The 16,582-nt window shown below is 68.4% G+C and carries 18 protein-coding genes; 7 read left to right on the top strand and 11 right to left on the bottom strand.

Features of this window, described 5'->3' with window-relative positions:
• Positions 1–33: 33 nt before the first annotated feature.
• The 3 genes from ACFWMR_RS42675 (at position 34) to lpdA (ending at position 2,708) form a co-directional block, all read left to right on the top strand.
• Positions 34–441: a nitroreductase family deazaflavin-dependent oxidoreductase gene (locus ACFWMR_RS42675; RefSeq protein ID WP_449224326.1), complete on the top strand. Its 408-nt coding sequence runs from the start codon at positions 34–36 to the stop codon at positions 439–441.
• Positions 442–504: 63 nt separating this feature from the next.
• Positions 505–1,275, top strand: a complete 771-nt coding sequence (locus tag ACFWMR_RS11475) for a lysophospholipid acyltransferase family protein (RefSeq protein ID WP_378378297.1) — start codon at positions 505–507, stop codon at positions 1,273–1,275.
• A 47-nt stretch (positions 1,276–1,322) separates the two neighbouring features.
• Positions 1,323–2,708 (top strand): dihydrolipoyl dehydrogenase, encoded by a 1,386-nt coding sequence (lpdA, locus tag ACFWMR_RS11470; protein ID WP_378378296.1) that lies wholly within the window; start codon positions 1,323–1,325, stop codon positions 2,706–2,708.
• Positions 2,709–2,946: 238 nt separating this feature from the next.
• Here lpdA and ACFWMR_RS11465 read toward each other — a convergent pair whose 3' ends face one another.
• Both ACFWMR_RS11465 and ACFWMR_RS11460 read right to left on the bottom strand, forming a co-directional pair.
• A complete protein-coding gene (locus ACFWMR_RS11465) occupies positions 2,947–3,318 on the bottom strand; it encodes a PH domain-containing protein (protein ID WP_026467493.1) in 372 nt (123 codons plus the stop codon).
• Positions 3,319–3,345: 27 nt separating this feature from the next.
• Positions 3,346–3,822 (bottom strand): hypothetical protein, encoded by a 477-nt coding sequence (locus ACFWMR_RS11460; RefSeq protein ID WP_378278622.1) that lies wholly within the window; start codon positions 3,820–3,822, stop codon positions 3,346–3,348.
• A 79-nt stretch (positions 3,823–3,901) separates the two neighbouring features.
• Between ACFWMR_RS11460 and ACFWMR_RS11455 the strand changes: the two genes are divergently transcribed.
• Positions 3,902–4,672 (top strand): hypothetical protein, encoded by a 771-nt coding sequence (locus ACFWMR_RS11455; RefSeq protein ID WP_093933995.1) that lies wholly within the window; start codon positions 3,902–3,904, stop codon positions 4,670–4,672.
• 26 nt (positions 4,673–4,698) lie between these two features.
• On the opposite strand, the gene ACFWMR_RS11450 is transcribed toward ACFWMR_RS11455, so the two are convergent.
• The 3 genes from ACFWMR_RS11450 to ACFWMR_RS11440 form a co-directional block, all read right to left on the bottom strand.
• Positions 4,699–4,995 carry a hypothetical protein gene (locus tag ACFWMR_RS11450; RefSeq protein ID WP_093933996.1) on the bottom strand — a complete coding sequence of 99 codons (297 nt, stop codon included), beginning with the start codon at positions 4,993–4,995 and terminating at the stop codon, positions 4,699–4,701.
• 77 nt (positions 4,996–5,072) lie between these two features.
• Positions 5,073–6,152 (bottom strand): winged helix DNA-binding domain-containing protein, encoded by a 1,080-nt coding sequence (locus ACFWMR_RS11445; RefSeq protein WP_378378295.1) that lies wholly within the window; start codon positions 6,150–6,152, stop codon positions 5,073–5,075.
• Positions 6,152–7,282 (bottom strand): epoxide hydrolase family protein, encoded by a 1,131-nt coding sequence (locus ACFWMR_RS11440; RefSeq protein WP_378378294.1) that lies wholly within the window; start codon positions 7,280–7,282, stop codon positions 6,152–6,154. The genes ACFWMR_RS11445 and ACFWMR_RS11440 overlap by 1 nt, the downstream gene beginning before the upstream one ends.
• 63 nt (positions 7,283–7,345) lie before the next feature.
• Between ACFWMR_RS11440 and ACFWMR_RS11435 the strand changes: the two genes are divergently transcribed.
• Positions 7,346–8,299: a helix-turn-helix transcriptional regulator gene (locus ACFWMR_RS11435; protein WP_378378293.1), complete on the top strand. Its 954-nt coding sequence runs from the start codon at positions 7,346–7,348 to the stop codon at positions 8,297–8,299.
• On the opposite strand, the gene ACFWMR_RS11430 is transcribed toward ACFWMR_RS11435, so the two are convergent.
• On the bottom strand, positions 8,277–8,738 hold the full coding sequence (locus tag ACFWMR_RS11430; RefSeq protein WP_093933999.1) for a GNAT family N-acetyltransferase: 462 nt from the start codon (positions 8,736–8,738) through the stop codon (positions 8,277–8,279). The genes ACFWMR_RS11435 and ACFWMR_RS11430 overlap by 23 nt on opposite strands.
• A gap of 100 nt (positions 8,739–8,838) precedes the next feature.
• Between ACFWMR_RS11430 and ACFWMR_RS11425 the strand changes: the two genes are divergently transcribed.
• Positions 8,839–9,750, top strand: a complete 912-nt coding sequence (locus ACFWMR_RS11425; protein WP_378378292.1) for an NADP-dependent oxidoreductase — start codon at positions 8,839–8,841, stop codon at positions 9,748–9,750.
• 27 nt (positions 9,751–9,777) lie between these two features.
• Here ACFWMR_RS11425 and ACFWMR_RS11420 read toward each other — a convergent pair whose 3' ends face one another.
• Entirely contained in the window at positions 9,778–10,371 is a 594-nt protein-coding gene (locus ACFWMR_RS11420) for a hypothetical protein (protein ID WP_378378291.1), read from the bottom strand.
• A 165-nt stretch (positions 10,372–10,536) separates the two neighbouring features.
• Between ACFWMR_RS11420 and ACFWMR_RS11415 the strand changes: the two genes are divergently transcribed.
• Positions 10,537–11,790, top strand: a complete 1,254-nt coding sequence (locus ACFWMR_RS11415) for an HNH endonuclease signature motif containing protein (protein WP_378378290.1) — start codon at positions 10,537–10,539, stop codon at positions 11,788–11,790.
• 108 nt (positions 11,791–11,898) lie between these two features.
• Here the strand turns inward: ACFWMR_RS11415 and ACFWMR_RS11410 are convergent, their stop codons facing one another.
• From ACFWMR_RS11410 to pstC, 4 genes are read right to left on the bottom strand one after another with little or no spacing between them, the layout of a single operon-like run.
• Positions 11,899–13,440 carry a substrate-binding domain-containing protein gene (locus tag ACFWMR_RS11410; RefSeq protein ID WP_378378289.1) on the bottom strand — a complete coding sequence of 514 codons (1,542 nt, stop codon included), beginning with the start codon at positions 13,438–13,440 and terminating at the stop codon, positions 11,899–11,901.
• Positions 13,437–14,237, bottom strand: a complete 801-nt coding sequence (locus ACFWMR_RS11405) for a phosphate ABC transporter ATP-binding protein (RefSeq protein ID WP_378378331.1) — start codon at positions 14,235–14,237, stop codon at positions 13,437–13,439. Before ACFWMR_RS11405 ends, ACFWMR_RS11410 begins: the two co-directional genes overlap by 4 nt.
• A gap of 41 nt (positions 14,238–14,278) precedes the next feature.
• Positions 14,279–15,415: a phosphate ABC transporter permease PstA gene (pstA, locus tag ACFWMR_RS11400; protein ID WP_378378288.1), complete on the bottom strand. Its 1,137-nt coding sequence runs from the start codon at positions 15,413–15,415 to the stop codon at positions 14,279–14,281.
• Positions 15,412–16,401 (bottom strand): phosphate ABC transporter permease subunit PstC, encoded by a 990-nt coding sequence (gene pstC, locus ACFWMR_RS11395; protein WP_093934004.1) that lies wholly within the window; start codon positions 16,399–16,401, stop codon positions 15,412–15,414. Before pstC ends, pstA begins: the two co-directional genes overlap by 4 nt.
• Positions 16,402–16,582: the final 181 nt, after the last annotated feature.

Below are 16,582 nucleotides of genomic sequence, written 5' to 3'. Positions count from 1 at the left end.
GCCGCAGTATTCCGGGACGAGAGGAACACAGACATGCTTTTCGGTGACGAGCACGTCCGTCGCTACGAAGAGACCGACGGCGAGGTGGGCCACGACTGGGAGAAGGGCGCGCCTTGCCTGATCCTCACCACCAAGGGCCGCAAGACCGGCGAGGACCGCAAGTTCGCGCTGATCTACCAGTTCGACGACGACAACAACCCGGTCATCGTGGCCTCGAAGGGCGGGGCGCCGGAGGACCCGGGCTGGTACAAGAACCTCCAGGCAAACCCCGAGGTCAAGGCGCAGGTCAAGGCGGACAAGTTCACCGCGCGGGCCCGGACCCTCGAAGGCGCGGACCGCGCGAAACTGTGGGAGAAGCTCGCCGCGGTCTGGCCGGACTACAACGAGTACGCGAAGAAGACCGACCGTGAGATCCCCGTGGTGGTCCTCGAACGCGTGTGATCCGCGCCGCGTTCGCGCGGAGATCCAGCCGAACCGGACCGGGTTCGGCTACGAATTACGTCCATGGTGCCGAGACCCCGTGAACGCTGGACCGCATTGAGCCCCGTTTCGGGTGACTTGCTGACGTTCCGCCAGATGATCGCCTTCGGCCGGCGCTTCGCCCGCGCCGGCCGGGGCGCCTGGTTCAGCCTCGCGATCAACGTCGTATGGCCGTTCCTCGTGCTGTTCACCCGGTTCCGGGTGCGCGGCGGCGAGCACCTGCCGTCGACCGGCGGGTTCCTGGTCGCGTCGAACCATCTCTCGTTCGCCGATCCGACGACGGTGACGGCGTACTGCCTCGCGCACGGACGCGTGCCGCGCTACCTGGCGAAGGCGAGCCTCTGGGACGCGCCGGTGGTCGGCTCGGTGATGCGCTCGGGCGGGCACATCCCGGTGTATCGCGGGGCGGCCACCGCGTCGGACGCGTACCGCGACGCCGTCAGCGCCGTCCGTGAGGGTGAATGCGTCGTCATCTTCCCGGAGGCGACGTTCAGCGATCACCCGGACGGGTGGCCCATGCGCGGCAAGACCGGGATCGCGCGGATCGCGCTGGAGACCGGTGTCCCGGTGATCCCGCTGGCGAACTGGGGCACGCACCACCTGCTGCCGTCGGACGCCGTGCTCCCGCGCGCCTTCCCCCGCAAGACGGTGAACCTGGTCGCGGGTCCGCCGGTGGACCTTTCGGACCTCATGACGCCCTCGCCGTCGCGCGAGGTGCTGGAGGAGGCGACCAAGCGGATCATGACCGCGGTGACCGAGCTGCTGATCGAGATCCGCGGCTCCCGCCCCGAGTAGGCAGTCTCACCCTTCGGACAGTGCCGGTGAAGGGTAGGTTTCGGGGTATGAGCGCACACTATGACGTCGTTGTTCTGGGCGCCGGGGTCGGCGGTTACGTGGCGGCGATCCGGGCGTCGCAACTGGGGCTGAGCGCGGCGGTCGTGGAGGAGAAATACTGGGGCGGGGTGTGCCTCAACGTCGGCTGCATCCCGTCGAAGGCACTGCTGCGCAACGCCGAACTCGCGCACATCGTGACCAAAGAGGCGAAGTCCTTCGGGATCCAGGTCGAAGGGAAGGTCACCTTCGACTACCAGGCCGCCTTCGACCGCAGCCGCAAGGTCGCGGACGGTCGCGTCAAGGGCGTGCACTTCCTGATGAAGAAGAACAAGATCACCGAGTACGACGGGCACGGCACGTTCCTCGACGCCAACACCATCGAGGTCAACGGCGAGCGGATCACCTTCGACAACTGCGTGATCGCCACCGGCGCGACCGCGAGGCTGCTGCCGGGCACCACGCGCAGCGACCGCGTCGTCACCTACGAACAGCAGATCATGGAAAACGAACTGCCGGAGAGCATCGTCATCGCCGGCGCGGGCGCGATCGGCGTCGAGTTCGCCTACGTGCTGCACAACTATGGCGTGAAGGTGACCATCGTCGAATACCTCGACCGGATGGTCCCGCTCGAAGACGCCGAAGTCTCCGCCGAACTCGCGCGCCGCTACCGGAAACTCGGCATCGAGGTGCTGACCTCGACCAAGGTGGAGACGATCGACGACACCGGCGAGCGCGTGCTGGTGACCGTGTCGAAGAACGGCGAGTCCAGGGTTCTGGAAGCGGACAAGGTGTTGCAGGCCATCGGTTTCCAGCCGCGGACCGAGGGCTACGGCCTGGACAAGACCGGCGTCGAGCTCACCGACCGCGGCGCCATCGCCATCGACTCGCGCGGCCGCACCAACGTCCCGCACATCTTCGCCATCGGCGACGTCACCGCGAAACTGATGCTCGCGCACGCGTCGGAGTCCATGGGCGTCGTGGCCGCCGAGACCATCGCAGGCGCCGAGACCATGGAACTCGACTTCGTGATGATCCCGCGCGCCACCTACTGCCAGCCGCAGATCGCCAGCTTCGGCTGGACCGAGGAACAGGCCCGCGAAAAGGGCTTCGACGTCCAGGTCGCGAAGTTCCCCTTCAGCGCCAACGGAAAGGCGCACGGCCTCGGCGAGGCCGTCGGTTTCGTGAAGATCCTGAGCGATGCCGAACATGGCGAGTTGCTCGGGGCGCACCTGATCGGGCCCGAGGTGACCGAACTGCTGCCGGAACTGACCTTGGCGCAGCAGTGGGACCTGACGGTGCACGAAATCTCGCGAAACGTGCACGCTCACCCGACGCTCGGGGAAGCGGTCAAGGAAGCCGTGCACGGTCTTGCCGGCCACATGATCAACATGTAGACGCGGTTTCACCCAGAGTGGGGGGTGTGTGGAGATAGGGACAGTGAACGTCCCTATTTCCACACACCCCCTCGTGACTGGACCGGTCTGGCTGGCGTGACCGGACCGGTCGCGCGGGACTGTGTGGATTTTTGCGCGTCCAACGCAACAAAATCCATACAGTCGAGGTCCCCGGGCGTCATGCAGGGGCACAGCGGCCCCAGGCGCACGGCAAGTAGTCGGCTAAATGCGGGAGGGGCTAAAGCGTGTGGGTCGCGATCAGTTGGCCGATCGCCCGGATGTCCGAGCCCCGGAACTCCAGTCGCACGTTCCCCAGGCCGCTGAACCACAGGTCCAGTTCCGCGTCGAGGTCGAAAGTGCCCGCGGTCTCGATCGAGAAAGCCTGGATCCTGTTGTAGGGCAACGAAGTGAAGTCCTTCTTCTTGCCGGTCATGCCTTGGACGTTCACCGCGATCAGCCGCTTGTTCGTGAACACCACGAAGTCGCGAACCGCCTTGAACGACGAGATGATCTCCTCGCCGGGGATGATGATCGGCTGCACCGTCGGCGCGATGTCCTTCGGCTTGCACGGCGTGAGCTTGAAGACGGTGTCCTTGGAGAAGTCAATCATGCTTCCACAGTACGGATCGCGGCCGCTTCAGGTCGCCGGCGTGAACTTCAGGACCGCCTTGCCGTCCTTGATCGCGGTCACCCGGTAGGCGATCCCGTTCGTCTGCCCGGCACCGCCGCTGATGGTCGAGCGTCCGCCGCTGGGGAGGGCCGCCGAGAGCGTGACACCGCTGGCCGACACGGCATCGACGATGAGGGAGGTGACGCGCAGCCGGGCGTCGAACGCGAGTTTGTCCTTCGGCTTCACGATGACTTCGCAATCGCCGTCACGGCAGGACTTGAGATCGGTGCCGTTCTCGGCGACCAGCGGGCCGGCCGGCTGGGCGATCCCGGACGACGAAGGCGGCGCGGAGGACGAAGGTGGCGACGACGCGGAAGTCGGCGAAACGGTGGCGGACGGCGGCGCGGCGGGGGAGGACGCGGGAGCGGGCGGGGCGTCGGATCCGCAGCCGGTCAGGGCCGCGGCGGACACGAGCAGGAATCCGGCCACACGCAGAGTACGCATATGCTGAACGTAGAGCGACGACGCCGGGACCCGTCCCCGACGGAGTGCCGCATACTGCCGTAGGACAGGAGGAGACTCGATGAAGCGGCTCACGACGGCGCACGAAAGCCTGGCGCTCGGCGTGCCCCGGTCGGCCCCGGGCGCGGTGTTCGCCCTCACGCTCGCGGGCGGCGTCTCCCTCGACCCCGGCGAGGGCGGCGAGATCTCCTTCGGGCGCAACCGGCCGCAGGTCGACGTCTGCGTGGGGGAGAACGATCTCCAGGTCAGCCGCAAGCACGGGCTGCTGAACTTCACCGGCGGACAGTGGCGGGTCAGCAACACCGGCCAGTTGCCCATCCGCCTGCCGAACTCCCGCTGGCTGTCCCGCGGCGAGGAGCCGATCCCCCTGTCGGACGGTTACACGCCGTTGTTCGTCCGAGGTTCGGGCAGGCGGGAGCACCTGCTCGAGTTGTACGTCGCCGGTCCCGACGGCGGGCAGCCCGCCACCCGGCACGGCGACGTCACCGTGCCGCCCCGCCGCTGGCGCCTCAGCGCGGAGGAACGCCTGGTCCTGGTCGTTTTCGGCCAGCGCTACCTGCTGCACGACCTCAACCCGCAGCCGCTGTCCCGCCAGCAGACGGCCGATGTGCTCGGCGAGCTCCGTCCCGGCGAGACGTGGACCGGCCGCCGTGTCGAGCACGTCGTCATCGACGTCCGGGCCCGGTTGTCCGCCGGTGGAGTTTACGGCCTGCGGCGCGAAGAGGTCGGCGAGCCGGTCGGCAACGCGTTGAACGACAACCTGTTGCGGGAGCTGGTGCTTTCCACCACGCTCGTCCCACCCGACCTCGCCTTGCTCGACGCGCTCGGCTGACCACCAGCGGCGTCCACAGAGGACGGTCAGCGAACGCCTTCCATCGCCGCCTTCGCGACGTCGCTGTCCTCGTCCGCCTTGGTGGCCACTTTCACCAGCGCCGCCGTCGCTTGATCGCGGCTTTCCTCGGCCTTCACTCGTCCGGCCGAGGCCGCGTTCACGCCGAAGAAGGCGCCCACCACGGTGCCGATCACCGTTCCCGCCGCGGTGATCACCGCCGTGACGTCCGAGGTGTTCGGGTATCGCCAGACCGCCGCCACCGCGATGACCGCGAGCGCGCTCAGCCCCGCCAGCACCGTCAAGAATCCGTAGTTCCTGCTCATCGCCCGCTCTCCCTTCAGGCTCTTGCGGCATTGCTTCGCCCGAACGGCGCTTTTCGTTACGGCAAAAGGCCGGACTGTTATCCGCCGATACCGAATCGGATTTCGTGCTCTTGTCCCGGCACTACGAATTCCAGCAATCGTTCGCCTTCTTCGGTGATCGAATCCTTGTCAGGCAAGGGCTTCCGTGATTCGATCGTCAATTTCGCCCCTTTGATCGCCCAAATGGCCAGGAATTCACCGTCGACGAGCAGCGTGCCCCTTCGGCCCCCGGAACCGGGTGGCAACGGCACGCGACGACCATCCGGGATCACGCGCGCGCGATCGGCGTGGGAGAGCAGGACATTGTCGTATTCCGGCAGGAACCGGGGCGGCGCCGGGGTTTCCGGGTCGGGCCGCGGCGCGTCGGGCAGATCGAACAGCTCCTTTCCCTCGGTGTCGGTGAAGGTGCGCAGCCGCGGCCGAAGCCGTTCGAAGACCTCCTTGAGCTTGGTCAGTCCCGACCAGACCTGGGCATCGCGGACGGTCGCCGGGCCGAACGCCGCGAGATAACGCAGCACCAGGTCGTCGAGGGGGATGCCGTCCGCGATCGGCTCGCCGACCCACTCGTCGAGCAGGGAGAACGCCACGGGGCCCGACTGCCCCCACAGCCCTCGCGGCGTCACGTGCGCGAGGGGAAGCAGGCTGTTGACCGCGTAGGCGAGCGTGGTCGGGTCGGCCCCGGGCCATCGGTCCGCCAGTGCTGTCCGGATCTCGGCGCGAGTGCGGTGTCCTCCCGCCAGCAGATCTCGCCCCGCCCCGGCGATCGCGCCGAGATCGAGACCGGCGATCTCCCGCGAGTAGTGGCCGAGAAAACCGCGCTCGACCACGGGTTTCATGGTCGGCCAGAAGGCGAGGGCGTCCTCGGCCGTCACCAGGTGCACCGTTCCGCGCATCAGCGTCGACCGGACGACCTCGCGGGCGGCGAGCGGCTTCGCCAGCTCGTCCACCTGGAAGTCCCGCAACCGCGACCACAGGCCGACGTAGGACGAGTCGGGCGCCTGCGCTTGGAGGCCGGCCAGCCGCTCGATCGCGGTGACGGCGGGCAGATCGGCGCGCTCCAGCAGGAACTGCCTGGCCAGGGTGGCGCGGTTGAGTGCCCGCGCGCTCAGAGTCGCCATCAGAGGCGCCCGCGGAAGAAGGTGCGAAGGTCTTCGGTGAGCAGGTCGGGGACCTCCATCGCCGGGAAGTGGCCACCGGAGTCGTATTCGGACCAGTGCTCCACCGGGCCGTCCTGGAGACTCCGGATCGTGGTGTCCCCGGCGAAGACGGCGATACCGCGCGGCGGCCCGGCGGGTGCTTCGCCGTCCCACCCGCCCTGAGCCAGCTGCCGGTAGGCCTCCATTCCCTCGAACAGGGCGTGCGCCGAGGACGCGCCCGCGCCGGTGAACCAGAACAGGCTCACCGCGGCCAGCAGGTGATCACGATCGACGGCGTCGTCCGGCAGGCCCTTGGCCGGGTCGGTCCACTCGGCGAACTTCTCCACGATCCACGCGAGCTGGCCGGTGGGGGAGTCGTTCAGCGAATAGGCCAGCGTCTGCGGCCGCGTCGCCTGGAGGTGCAGGTAGCCGAGGCCGTCGGCCTGGAACCGGTTGAAGCGCTCGCCGCGCTCACGGTCCTTCTCGGAGAGGCCGTCCAGCTCGACGGCGGGCCCGAACGGCGTGCCCGCGCTGGTGCCGGTCAGGTGCACGCCGGTCACCCGGTGCGGGGCGATCATCGCCAGGATGCCCGCGACCCCGGCACCCGCGTCCGTGCCGTGGACGCCGAAACGGTCGTAACCGAGGCGGTCCATCAGCGTCGTCCACGCCTGGGCGACGCGGAACAGGTTGCCCCAGCCGGGCCCCTGCACCGGGGTCGAGAAGCCGTAACCGGGCAGCGACGGGACGACCAGGTGGAACTCGTCGCTCAGCTCGCCGATGACGTTCCGGAATTCGAACGGCGAACTCGGCCAGCCGTGCGTGAGGATCAGCGGCAGCGCGTCCGGGTTGGCGGAGCGGACGTGCAGGAAGTGGATGGTCTGGCCGTCGATCTCGGTGGTGAACTGCGGAAACTCGTTCAGCTCCGCCTCCTGGGCGCGCCAGTCGAAGCCGTCGGCCCAGTACTCGGCCAGCCCCTTGAGGTAGGCGACCGGGGCGCCCCGGCTCCAGTCACCGGTGACCTCGCGCGGCCAGCGGGTCCGGTCGAGGCGGTCCTTGAGGTCGTCGAGTTCGGCCTGGTCGACGGCGATGCGGAAGCTCTTGATCTCGTTCATGGGAGCTAAGCTAGAAGCCATTGCGGAAAGGTTCTTTCCGCGATTGCGGGCAAGGTGGAATCCATGGCGGAAACTTCGGCGAGACTGCTGCGACTCCTGTCGCTGCTGCAAGCCAGGCGGAACTGGACAGGCCCGGAACTGGCGGACCGGCTCGACGTCACGACCAGGACCATCCGGAACGACGTCGAGCGGCTTCGCGGACTGGGCTATCCGGTCGACGCCGCGCCCGGCGTGTCCGGCGGGTACACGTTGGGCGCCGGTGCGGCCATGCCGCCGCTGCTGCTCGACGACGAGGAGGCCGTCGCGGTGGCGATGGGCTTGCGGACGGCCGCGGGCGGCACGATCGCGGGGATCGAGGAGACCTCGGTACGCGCGCTGGCGAAGCTGGAGCAGGTGCTGCCGTCACGGCTGCGACACCGCGTCGAGGCGCTGAATTCCGCGACGCTCGCGGTGCAGGGCGGTGGTCCGACGGTCGACTCCGCGGTGCTTTCGACCATCGCCGGCGCCTGCCGAGACCGGGAGACCCTGCGGTTCGATTACCTGGGGCACAACGGATCCGAGACGCGGCGGCAGGTCGAGCCGCATCGCGTCGTGCACATGGGCCGCCGGTGGTACCTCGTCGGCTGGGACGTCGACAAGCAGGACTGGCGCACCTTCCGGGCGGACCGGATGCGGCCGCGGACACCCAACGGGCGGCGCTTCGAGCAGCGCGAACCGCCCGAAGGCGGCGTTGTCGCCTACCTCCAGCGCGGTGTGGGCGCGGCGTTGTGGCGGCACCACGCGACGATCCGCCTGCACGCCCCGGCGGCCGAAGCCGCGGCGAAGGTCCCGCCCGCCGTCGTCGTCGAAGCCGTCGACGAGCGGACCTGCCTGCTCAAAGCCGGTGCGGACACGCTGGAATTCCTGGCGCTCTACCTCGGCCTGCTCGACGCCGACTTCGACGTCGTCGATTCGCCGGAGTTCGCCGGGCACCTGCGCAAACTGATCGGCCGGTTCAGCCGTGCGGTGGGCGCTTGACGTCGAAGACCAGCTCCGGGCGTTCCCAAGTGACCTTCGGCGGGCTGGGCGGCACGACACCGACGCGGCGGGCGCCCATCCGTTCGTAGAACCCGGTGGCCGGCGGGTGGGAGACGACGCGGATCTCGGTCATGCCGAGGCCCGCGGCCTGCCCGAGCATATGCTCGACCAGCCACGCGCCGATGCCCGTGCCCTGGGCCGAATCGGCGACGAACAGCAGGTCCAGCTCGGCCGGATACTCGATCAGGCTGTAGAAGCCGACCACGTCCCGCTGCGCGTGCGCGACGAACGCGGGATGGGTGGCGAGGTAGTCCTCGGTCACCCGGTAATCCTCGAGAATCGACGCGTACTCCCCTTGATAGGCGGCCGATTCTTGCACCAGCGCTGTCACTCTGTCGGCGTCGGAGGCGCTTGCCCTGGAGATGCGGTAGCTCGTCACGTCGGCAGCTTAGAACGTCACACCGACACTTCTTGACTTCCAGTTAACTGGAGGTATCAGGCTGGGTTCCGTCAGCTGGGGAACGAACTGGAGGAACGAGATGAAAGCGGCCGCGTTCACGGAAGCCGGTGGCCCGGAAGTGCTCCGGGTGCTGGAGCTGGAGGAGCCGCACGCCGGGGCGGGGGAGGTCCGGGTGCGGGTGAAGGCGGCGGGGGTGCAGCCGTACGACGCGGCCGTGCGGGCGGGCTGGGAACCCGCGGGGCTCGAGCTGCGTTGGCCGCGTGTCCCGGGGAACGAGTTCGCCGGGGTCGTCGACGAGGTCGGTTCCGGGGTTACCGGCCTCGTCGCGGGGGCCGAAGTGCTCGGCTTCACCGCCGTGCAGGCGTACGCCGAGTACATCGTGGTGCCCGCGGAGAACGTCACGCCGAAGCCGGCGGAGATGCCTTGGGAGGTCGCGGGCGGCTTCACGGCCGGGACGCAGACCGCGTACCTGGCGCTGGACGCGCTGCGGGTCGCCCGCGGCGAGACGCTGCTGGTCCACGGGGCGGCGGGGGCGGTGGGCACGGCTGCCGTCCAGCTCGCCGTGCTGCGCGGGGCGCGGGTGATCGGGACGGCCAGCGAGGCGAATCAGGACTACGTCCGCTCCCTCGGCGCCGAGGCGCTGGTCTACGGCGACGGCCTCGCCGAGCGGGTGCGTGCCCTCGCGCCGTCCGGGGTCGACGCGGCGCTCGACGGCGCGGGCGGGGTCGCCTTCGATCTCTCGCTGGAGCTGGTCGGGGATCCGGACCGCGTGCTCACCCTGGTCGACCACGCGCGGGCGCTCGAGCTGGGGGCGCGAGTGGTCACGGGTACCCGGTCGGCGGAGCGGTTGGGGATGCTGGCTTCGTTGTACGCCAAGGGAGAACTGCGATTCTTGGTGCGGCGGACGTACCCGTTCGCCGAGGCCGCGGCGGCGCATCGGGAGATCGAGACCGGGCACGGGCGGGGGAAGGTCGTGCTGACCTTCTTCTGAGGGGGACGTCGGCGTGTCCTGCTCCGGTCAGGGGCAGGACACGCTGACGATCTTGACGGTCACCTTGGTCTTCGAGGACGGCGTCGAGAGCACGGAACGGTGCATTGTCACGCTGGTTCCGATGAAAGTGAGTGTTTCGGTGATCGTGCCGGACTTGTCCCCGGTGATTTCGTAGGTCATCGAGCACATTCCGTGGCTCAGCATGGCTTCCGGCGTGCCTTTGTAGGACACGGCGGGTTCGACGACCCAGACGCATCCGGCGGAACCGAAACATTGTTTGGAGTGCGTCTTCGGCTCCAGGGTGAAATCGCCGGTGGTGAGCGGCGGCAGGCTGGTCGTCGTCGGCGCCACGTAGGCGGGAGAGGTCGCTCGCGTGGTGCTTTCGTAGGAGCCGTCCGCCAGAACCCAGCCGTTGACGCCTTGGCAAGGTGGTTTCAGGTCCTTGCTCTTGCAAGGTGTCGCGGTCGGCTTCGCCGCGGCTGCGGGCTCGGCGCGCTCATTGCCGAGAAGGACAAGGGGCAAGGTCGTCGCGAGGGCGGCCACGGCGATGACGGAGCCGAGAATCCAAGGCCAGCGTTTGGGCTTTGCCGGGTAGACGGACGGTTCGGGTGGGAAGTACATGGCGCTCTCCCGCTCGGTGGTGGCACTTGCGGGTAGAACTCGTCTGATCTGTGCGCGGTGTTACGTCACCTCCACACCGATAACACCCATCAGTGGGAAATGTGCGAGTTTGCGGTAACGTAAAATTACGAACACGTGTTCGAAATATGGGTGTATTATGGAGGGGTGTCCGAGACCTTCCTTCCCGAGTTGCCGCAGGAGTTGTGGCGTGCCGGCAAGCTGGAGCTTGCCCATGGCGTGCAGCAGTTCCTGCAGCTGATGCGGGTCGCGTCCGCCGCTCTGGGGCAGTTTCTGGCGGAGGTGGAGTTGCGGGGTTCGAAAGACTTGTATGGCTATGGGTCGACGGCGGCGTGGTTCGCTGATGTGGCGGGGTTGTCGCGGGGTGAGGCGCAGTCGGTGGTGAAGCGGGCGATCGCGTTGAACCCGACCCGTAATCTGGATGGCACCGAGGTTCCGGCGTTCGCGCCCACTGTGGGTGCGGCGGCCGCTGAGGGCATGATCGGGGATGAGCGGATCGACCAGATCCTGGAGATCTTGGGGAGACTCCCGGCCGATACGTCGGTGGAGGATCGGGAGAGCGCGGAGAAGATCCTCGGCAACCTGGGCCGTGGCGCTGGTCCCCGGCAGGTGACGAAGGCCGCCGAGGACATCCTCGGCTGGCTGGATCCCGACGGCAACGAACCCAAAGAACCCGAACCGAAGCAGCCACGCCGCGAGATCACCCTTGAGCGTCGCCGGGACGGGTTCTGGAAACTCACCGGCCTGCTGGATGACGAGCTGGGGGCTCGCACCGCCGCCGCACTGGAGGCGTACGCGAAGCCTCGCCCGGTGGACGAATTCGGCCAGGCTGACTTGCGGATGAAGTGCGAACGCCAGGGCGATGCGTGGGCCGAACTCCTCGACTTGGCGATCGCCTGCCCCGACCAGCCTGGCACCAGCGGGTACCGGACGTTGGTGCACGTGACCATCGGTCTGGAAGAGCTGAAGACCGGGATCGGGAAAGCCTGCCTCGACTTCGTCGGGGAGATGACCGCCCGCGAGGCACGGATGGCCGCCTGCGACTGCCTGATGCTCCCCGTGGTGATGAACGCCGCTGGTGAACCTCTTGATGTAGGACGGCTGAGACGGTTCGTGACGCCAGGTCAGAGACGGGCGCTCAACATCCGGGACCGAGGCTGTGCGTTCCCGGGGTGTCATCGAAGACCCAAGAACTGTCACGCCCATCATATCGAGCACTGGGCGGACGGCGGCCCGACTGATCTCCGGAACCTCGTGCTGCTGTGCGGCTTCCATCACCGCCTGATCCACCACGGCGACTGGCAAGTCCGCATGGCGGCTGACGGGCTACCGGAGTTCATCCCGCCCCAATACCTGGACCCGCTCCGAAAGACCCGGCGCAACACCCTCCACCGCGCCTGACCCCGCATGGCCCCGAGGAGCCCGTCGGCCGCACCGGCGACGGGCCCCTCTTCATGCCCATCCTGCCGCAAGGTGGTCGTGCTCGACCGCTCGCGTGTCCACCGGCCCCTAGGAACCCCGCAGCTTCCGGATCACCCCACGCACCACCAAAGGCGCCACGATCGCCACGAAGAGCACCAACGCCGCCCAGCCCCCGAAGCCGCCGAACCCGCCCTCGTCGTAAGACGCCGGTGAAGCCTCGCGCCAGTTCTTCGAGCCGCCGCCCGCGGACTCCTCGTCGGGGCCCGCCGTCGCGGTCGCGGTCTTGTCGCCGCCGGTCGGACCCGTGCTGGGCCCGGCGGAAACGCTGGGACCCGTGGCACCCGTACCGGCCTTCGGTTTCCCGTCCGGGTTGATGATCCCGCCGGTCACCAGCGGGTCGGGCGGGCTGGCCGCGCCGTCGCCGAGGCTGCCGCGGAAGGTCGGGTTGGCGCAATTGTCCGCGTTCAGCTGTTTCGCCGGTTGCCCGGTGAGCCGCGCGTTGGAGTTCATGACCTCCTGTGACAGGTTCGGCGGCAGCGGCGAATAGCCGATCCGCGCCATGTTGATCTGGCCGTCGCAGGCGACGTGCTCCAGGAAAGCGGTGATCGTCTCGGTCTTGCCAGGGTCGCCGTAGCCGCCGCGGCAGGTGTCGCGACCGTTGGTGCACGGCATCATGACGTACGAGTACGCCGAGATCGGGTACGACTTCGGGTCGGTGTTCGTGTAGACCCGGTCCAGTTTCTGGCTCAGGTCCGGCCGGAGCTCCGCGTGCTTCAACGCGGCCGCGATGTTCTCCGCGTAGGGCTGCGTGTACTGGCCCGCGCCGTTCCGCACCCACGCCGTCGGCACCTCGTATCGCTGGGCGTAGGCGAACTCGTCGTAGCCGATGGAGAACGGGATGGTCGCGTTGTCCATGGTCGTCGCGATCTGATCCGAGTCCGCGAGCAGCCGGTACCACTCGGCGTCCGGGCCCTGCCCGGGGAGTTGGATGGGGCGCACGCCCGCGGGCAGGTTCCCCATCCCGTTGCCGACGTTGCGGGAGACGAACCGGTTGTAGGCGTCGGGCGCGGCGTGTGCGATGAAGTCGTAGAACAACGCCGTCGTTCCCGACTGACCGGTCCGGCCGACCAGGGTGATGGGCTGATCCGGCAGGGACTTCCCGCCGTTGGTCGCGGTGATGGCGGGATCGTTCCAGCGGGTGATGTCCCGGCTGAAGATCCGGCCGATCACCTCCCGGCTGAGGTGCAGGTAGTCGACGCGCTTGCCGCCCTGGTCCTTGACGTTGTACATCAGCGCGATCGCGCCGGCGACGTCCGGGACGTACTGGTAGCCGCGGGTTTGCGCGGACAGCCCGCCGCCGCCCGCCGCGATGATCGACGAGACCTCGGCTTCGGTCCCGGCGAAGTCCACCGTCCGGTCGCCGAACTGGTTGACCCCGGCGGGTGAGCTGTTGGCCGAGTAGTTGATCGGGATACCGCGCGACTTCGCGCCGTTCTGCCAGTCGGTCATCGCCGGGCCGACATAGCTGGACCCGGAGCCGGTGACCGGCGTGAGCGCCGCCGCCCCGGGAGTGACGGCCAGCGACAGCACCACCATGACCCCGCCCAGCGCGGCCAGCCGGCGGATCATCCGAATCGCCCGTTCACGTAGTCGTGGGTGCGTTCGTCCGACGGCGCGTTGAAGATGGTGTCCGTCGGACCGTGCTCGATCACCCGGCCGGGTTCGTTCTCGGCCGCCAGGAAGAACGCGCAATGGTCCGAAACCCGTTGGGCCTGCTGCATGTTGTGCGTGACGATGACGATCGTCACCTCGTGCCCGATCTCGGCGATGGTCTGCTCGATCCGCCGGGTCGACGTCGGGTCGAGCGCGGAACAGGGCTCGTCCATCAGCAGCACGTTCGGCTGCACCGCGAGCGAGCGCGCGATGCAGAGCCGCTGCTGCTGCCCGCCGGACAGCGCGCCGCCGGGGGAGCTCAGCCGGTCCCGGACCTCGCGCCAGAGCCCGGCCCGTTCCAGGCTCTGCTCGACGAGCGCGTCCTTGTCGCCGCATTTGACGCCGGCGAGCTTCAGCCCGGCCAGGACGTTGTCACGGATGGACATCGCGGGGAACGGGTTCGGCTTCTGGAACACCATGCCGATACGCAGCCGGACCTGCTGCGGCCGTGTCCCGTCGGCGTAGATGTCCTTGCCGTCCAACAGGACCTCGCCGGTCAGCGACGCCGACGGCACCAGTTCGTGCATGCGGTTGAGGATGCGGAGGAAGGTCGACTTGCCGCAGCCGGACGGACCGATGAGCGCGGTCACCTCCTTGGCGGGCATCCGCAGCGAAACCCCTTCGAGTACCAGGCGGTCACCGAACCAGGCGCCGATCTCCCGGGATTCGAGTTCCGCCGCGCCGGGCGGCGGGCCACCGGTCAGCTCGACCAGCGGGCGCGCCGGACTGTCCACGTAGGACACTTCAGTGTCGGTCACCGGTTCTCCTGTGTCTTCACGGTGGTCTTCTTGGCCTTCCGCTTCGACCGGTCGCGGCCCACCACCCTGGCGATCGCGAACAGGCCGAAGATGAGCAGGATCAGCACGAGCGCGCCGACATAGCCGCGCTGCTGGACGTTCTCCAGCGGCTGTTTGATGAAGCGGTAGATGAACAGCGGGATGCTCTCCTGCGGATCGGAGAACGGGTTGGCGTTCATCCCGAGCGCGCCGAACGAGGTGAACAGCAGCGGCGCGGTTTCGCCCGCCACCCGGGCGATCCCGAGGATCACGGCGGTCGTCACCCCGGTGCGCGCTGTCGGCAGCACCACGGACCACACCGTCCGGGCCCGGCTCGCTCCCAGCGCCAGCGACGCCTCGCGCAGGCCGTCCGGGACGAGACGGAGCACCACGTCCACGGTCCGCGTCACGGTCGGCAGCATGACCATCGTCAACGCCAAGGTGGCCATCAACCCGTTGTAGCTGAACAAGCCCACGCCGGCCTGGATACCGGGGATGATCAGGGCGGCGTACACGAACAGACCGGCCACAATGGACGGAAGCCCGCTCATCGCGTCGACCATGATCCGCACCGGACGCCGGAACCTCGACCGGGTCTCGTTCAGGAACACCGCGGTGAGCACGCCCAGCGGGACCACGAGGACCAGGGTCAGCGCGGTCTGTTCGAGGGTACCGATCACCGCGTGCAGACCGCCGGTCTCGGTCACCGGATCGGTCGGCGCGACCGTGGACATGTCGTGGGTGAAGAAGTCCAGGCGCAGGTACGGCGCGCCTTCGACGACGATGTAGAGCAGCAGCGACAGCAACGGGGCGAGCAGGACGAGCGCCCCGGTCACGACCACGGTGGAAACGAGCCGGTCCGACGCCGCGAGCTTGCCCAGCCTGTCGCGGGTGACCAGGTAGAGCATCGTCAGATAGAGGAGGTACGCGACGATCAGGTCGGCCAGCCAGCCGGGGGAGTCCAGCAGCAGATGCATGACGAACCAGGTGAGCAGCGTGGCCGACACCGCGCAGCCGAACGCCGCGAACCGGTCCTGTCTGGTGGTCTCCGACGGCCGCCGTTTGACGAGCTTGCGCGGGGCGGGCGCGACCGGCGGAGTCAGTGTTGTGGTCACGCGTCCACCCCCGCGCCCGAACGGCTCTTGGAGATGATCACCGACGCGGTGAAGTTCGTCGCCAGCGTGAAGACGAACAGCACCAGGCCCGCGGCCATCAGCCCGGACAGCGCGAGCCCGGACGCGCCGGCGTTGTTGGCGATGAACCCGGAGATCGTCGCGCCGCCGAACTGGAGCACGTGCTTCGTGATCTCCGGAACCTGCGGCAGCAGCAGGGAAACGGCGATCGTCTCACCGAGCGCGCGGCCGAGCCCGAGCATCGAACCGCCGATGATCCCGCCCCGCCCGAACGGCAGCATGACGGTCTTGACCATCCCCCAGCGCGTGCTGCCCAGCGCGAGTGCCGCCTCCTTCTCGCCGGGAGGGGTCTGCGCGAACACCTCGCGGATCACCGACGTCGTGATCGGGAGGACCATCAGCGAGACCACCAGGCCCGCGATGAACATCGACTGGATGTACAGCGCGTTCTCCTTCGACGAGAACGGCGGGAACCAGCCCAGGTTTTCGGTCAGCCACAACGAGATCGGCACGATCTGGGGGCCGAGGAAGGCGAACCCCCACAGGCCGTAGAGCAGGCTCGGGATCGCGGCGAGCAGGTCGACCAGCCCGGTCAGGAAGCCACGGATCCTCCCGCTGGAGTACTCGGTGATGAACAGCGCGGCCAGGATGCTCAGCGGGACCGCGATCAGGACCGCGATCAGCGCGACCACGATCGTCCCGTAGAGCAGGCCGAGCACACCGAGCACACCCGAGGCCGGATCGAACCGGATGGTGGTGAAGAAGCCGAAACCGCTCGTGTCGAACGCCGGCCCGGACCGGTAGACGAGGAAGAAGCCGATGACCACGAGGATCGCCAGCATGGTCAGCCCGGCCCCGGTGGTGACCCGGCGGAACGCGCGGTCGGCCCGCGACAGGACTTCGGTGATCGCCCGCCGCACCGGGGCCCCGGGTGGGGACGGGTCGGGCCGGGGTGGCGCGATGGTCACGAGCGGCCTTTCTTCGTGTTGGCAAGTAAAGGAGTTCAGGGCACACCACGTCGCCCCTCGATGCGGCCAGTATGTGGTGCCCGTGGCCGGTGAAGGTGTCCACACGGAGAACGCCCGACGGGGCGTTTGTGAATCAGTGCGGGCGGACGGCCCCGGCCCGTTGACCCCGAACGGGTGACTC

The organism is Amycolatopsis thailandensis, from assembly GCF_042723255.1.
GTDB lineage: Bacteria > Actinomycetota > Actinomycetes > Mycobacteriales > Pseudonocardiaceae > Amycolatopsis > Amycolatopsis thailandensis.
The sequence above is the reverse complement of the archived record's forward strand: the minus strand, read 5'-3'. Positions and strand labels throughout refer to the sequence as shown.